The organism is Mycobacterium sp. (assembly GCF_008709575.1).
Classification (GTDB): domain Bacteria; phylum Actinomycetota; class Actinomycetes; order Mycobacteriales; family Mycobacteriaceae; genus Mycobacterium.
This window is the reverse complement of the sequence record NZ_VYIK01000112.1, coordinates 1-4,049: the sequence shown is the minus strand read 5'-3', so window position 1 is coordinate 4,049 and position 4,049 is coordinate 1. Positions and strand designations below refer to the sequence as shown.

The 4,049-nt window shown below is 61.6% G+C and carries 3 protein-coding genes; 2 read left to right on the top strand and 1 reads right to left on the bottom strand.

Translation table 11 applies throughout. The annotated features are described in order from the left end of the window. Nucleotides 1-551: 551 nt before the first annotated feature. Nucleotides 552-2,315: a hypothetical protein gene (locus F6Q13_RS16865; protein WP_293058992.1), complete on the top strand. Its 1,764-nt coding sequence runs from the start codon at nucleotides 552-554 to the stop codon at nucleotides 2,313-2,315. A gap of 9 nt (nucleotides 2,316-2,324) precedes the next feature. Here the strand turns inward: F6Q13_RS16865 and F6Q13_RS16860 are convergent, their stop codons facing one another. Further along, the gene (locus F6Q13_RS16860; protein WP_293058994.1) at nucleotides 2,325-2,837 is read right to left on the bottom strand and encodes a methylated-DNA--[protein]-cysteine S-methyltransferase; all 513 of its coding nucleotides are present in this window, start codon (nucleotides 2,835-2,837) and stop codon (nucleotides 2,325-2,327) included. Nucleotides 2,838-3,786: 949 nt separating this feature from the next. Here F6Q13_RS16860 and F6Q13_RS16855 point away from each other — a divergent pair. Next, the gene (locus F6Q13_RS16855; RefSeq protein WP_293058989.1) at nucleotides 3,787-4,047 is read left to right on the top strand and encodes a hypothetical protein; all 261 of its coding nucleotides are present in this window, start codon (nucleotides 3,787-3,789) and stop codon (nucleotides 4,045-4,047) included. The last annotated feature ends 2 nt before the right edge of the window (nucleotides 4,048-4,049 follow it).

Here is a 4,049-nt window from a genome sequence, read left to right as displayed (position 1 = left end):
CCAGCGCCGATGATACTACCCAACCCGGGTGGAAAAGTAGGACACCGCCGAACACGATTTAAGCCCTGTGCCCCCCAATTCGGTTGGGGGGCACAGGCATTTCCTTGGCGTCGATCACGAATGCGGTGTGGCCGACCGGTGAGGCGGCGGGTCTGCACGTACCTCGACGTCGGCTTGGCCTCGTGCAGCTTATCGAGCCACTGCGGCGGGCCGCTGACGACCATCTCGGTGCCCTGCCGAATCAGCTCGCACACCCGCTCCGACGGATGTTCCCAGCCCGCTGCCGAAGTGTATCCGTGTCGGTGCACTATGCACCACGGCGACGATATTTTGGTGCATGATGCCTTTGGCTCGCAACGGCGGGGTGGAATATGATTAAACTAAATTGTTTTACTGTGGTCTCTCATTGATCGTTCATTTAATCAAAAGTTATGTCACACCCATCGGAGGGTGATGTGTCACTTTTGGGTTTCAAGCTGCGGCCAGCTGCCGTTCGCGACCGGCAAGTTCCCGGTCCGCGACCCAGTCGGGGCCTTCGAGCCGCCGGCGTCGTGACGACCATGGCGGCCGACGCGTTGGCGATGGCGATGATGTCCTCGCGCGCGGTTGCCGACTCAGACCCGTCGGGCGCTCTGCAACCCGTGATTGACCAACTGCTCGGCGTAGAGCAGCAAGTCACCGACACCGACAGCCAATACTTGTTTATCGATCCGTCTCAGTTGCCCATGCTGCACACGTTTGTCCAGGACATGGCGCTGACTATGCTCGGTACGCAGTTCGGGGCCTCCGGCGGCACGGCTCTGGGTTGGGCCCCGTATGAGTGGTCCGCTCCCGCCAGCAACCCGCAGGAATTTTTGGTCTTACCGAATCCGGACGACCAATACAGCAACCTGCAGGTCGAGCCGGGCGCCACCTACACGATCACTGTCGAGCCCGGGCCCGGTACCCAGAATGCGAGCTTCACAGCCGAGTCGGGCAGCGCCATCACCGGCGATGCCACACCTGTGACGGCTATCGATTTGGCGAATGCTACGCCCAATCCCAATGGCACCTACACCATTACACTGAGTTCGGTTCCACAGTCAGGCAACTGGCTCGATACCGCTGGCGCGCAAACGGTGCTCATTCGTGACACCGTCGGTGACTGGGGCCAAATACACGACAGCTTCACTGTTCAGGAAGTGGGCGGCCCTGCAACGAATACCGCTGCGCTGCTGTCGGATAGCCAGATCTCGTCGATGCTGAGTACCGTCGTCGCGGATATGCCCGCCACCAACGCCTCCAGCACCTACCTCGGGCAGCCGGAAGCCGCTGACATGATTCCGAACAACACGTTCCTCCCCATAGAGGCGACCAGCAAGTTTGTACCGGGAATAACCCTGCCGGGCCAAGAGATCAGTGTGGGCCACTACTCACTCGAGCCTGATCAGGCGCTCATCGTCAAGGTGCCCGATATCGACGCCGCGTACTCAGGTCTTCAGCTCGCCAACGATTGGGGGGACACTGCACCGTATGCGACCGTGCAGGGCAGCCTCAACGATACCCAGGCGTTTCACGATCCCAACGGCTACACCTACTACGTCATCAGCGACCAAGATCCCGGTGTCGCGAACTGGGTCGATGACTCCGGTATCAACGACGGAAGCATACTGCTGCGGTGGCAGGACGTGACAGGGCCGATCCCGAGCACTGCGGTAGCCGACGAAGTCGTCAATGTCGCCGATGTCCGCAACTATCTGCCTGCTGACACTCCCGTCGTCACCCCTGAGGAATACGCCGCCGACTTCAACGAACGCCTGCTGGAATACGACTACGTGCACGACCAGAACGGCGGCCTGGGCTGGCTGGGGGCCAACCTCCGCTACGACCAGGTCAACGCCGCGATGGGCCCCGACCAGTTCCACGAGATATTCGGCGGTCAAACCGGCGTGCCTTCCATACTGGACCGGCTGACGCCGACGTTTAGCCCTGACCTGGTCACCCTCGCTCACGACGTCGTGACCAATCCGGGCGGCAGCCTCACGGCGATCATCAACAACCTGCCCCTGGCGATCCAAGACGTCGAGTTGCCTACCGTTTTGGCAGCGTTGCAGCTGAGCCACGCCACAGAGTTCGGCGGCCTCGAAACGGTCTTGAGCGAAGCATTCACCGACCCGGCCAACAGCATCACCGCCGGCGTCCTCAATGCGCGAGACGATCTGGCGGTCGCCGTCATGAATGCGAGCAGCTCCACGGCGATGAGCGACACCCTGTGGAATTCGCTTTTGGAGCTCAATCACGAGTTGTTGAGCACACTGGTCAACCTCGTCGGCTAAAGAGCCTCCTCAGTCCGCCAATCGCTGATCAAAGAGAGGTATTGCGGCGGATTTGGTGTGCCGCTCCAAATCGAGCAGCACTTGTTTGCGCTCCACGCCGCCGCCGTAGCCGATAAGGCCACCGTTCGCGCCGATCACCCGATGGCAGGGCACGATGATAGCGATCGGATTGCGCCCGTTGGCTAAACCGACCGCGCGGGCCGCTCCGGGAGCACCGATCTGCTCGGCGATTTCGCCGTAAGATCGGGTCTCGCCATACGGGATCGTCGTCAGCGCTCGCCAGACCCGCCGTTGGAATTCGGTGCCGCAAATACTGAACTCGAGGTCGAAATCGGAGCGCTCGCCGGAAAAATACTCGCCAAGTTGATACACCGCCTCCGGAAAGGCCCGGTCGTCGGGTATCCAGTCGGCGCGGTTCGGCTCGTATGTCTGGTTCACCATGCCCAGGTTCGTCAGCACGTGGCCGCGCCCGGCCAGCGTCAGCGGACCGATCGGACTGGCGATGGTGCGGTAGCGGATCACGAATTCTCCTTCGATAGTGCGGTCATTCTCAAAGTAGCTGGTGATTCTCATGCCCGCGAGGATTTCGCTACGACAGGGCGGAATCCGCCGTGGCATGAGGTTGGCCCGGATCTCGTAGGAATTTGAGATGGCGCTCCCCCGGTGAAACGCGACCGTTTTGCCTGAGCGTGATCAGCGTGGCGGTGGCCGAGATCGCCGAGAACATCTCCGGGGCCCGCTGGCGGTCGGATTGACAGAACGGCGAACTCGCCTGCGGCCGCAGCGGGCAGTGCGGGATGCGACGGGCCGCGTCTGGTGTGGTTGCTTGACCGGCTGCAGATCGGCGAGCCACCTGTCGAGGCCGGGGCGGTCGGCGTGTTTCCGCCCGCAGCCGCCGACCACGCAGACGGCCTGTCGAATACGGGGTTCGCGAGACCGAATTGCACTACATCGCAGCAGAATTCGCTGCAGGCAGTGACCATCAGCTTGCCCAGCAGCCCGGTCGAACCGGCATCGGGCAGCCGGGCCGGGACGGTACCGCATCAGAGGGTGGTGAACCAGCCCGCCTGCTGCATCACCCGGCGTGCTCGACACTCGAATGTCCGTAACGCTCGTCGTGGCGACGTGACCGAGAAGTTCTGCCACGAGCGCGATTCCGATTCCGTCGCGCAACCTGACTGCAGATAACCACATCCACCACGTGTCGACGGCCGGTTTCGTGCTCGCCGGGAATCGCCATGGCCTACAATCTGATCCAGGCTGCACGGTCACGCCAGCGCGCGCGCATCTGGTCACCCTCGTCCGCGCCGGCGCCAGTTCGGGAACGGCAAAGTAGAACGCCCCGACGAGCAAGTCGCTGACGAGATCCAGGAGGAGACCGTCTGAAAATTCCGATCCACAGGCATCGACAATTACGCCGCTCCACTGTGCTACTTTTTCTCCTATTCTGGCCAGAAAGGGATAACTTTTTATGGTAGTCAAATTGCGTTTGGCAACCCTTGGATTAGTGACAGGCGGGGCGAGCCTGTTGGCACTGATGTCGATAGTGAATTCCGTGATGGCATTCGGCGACTCCGCGGATATCGGGCCCGCCGACCCGACCATCGGGCTCGTGATGGGTGGCAGCGGCGAACCCATACCCGGCACTGAGTACGTCGATACCGCCAACACGCTATACAGGCTCTACGCCACCAAGCTGGGACGTCGGGTTCTAATCCGTGATGTCTGGTGATT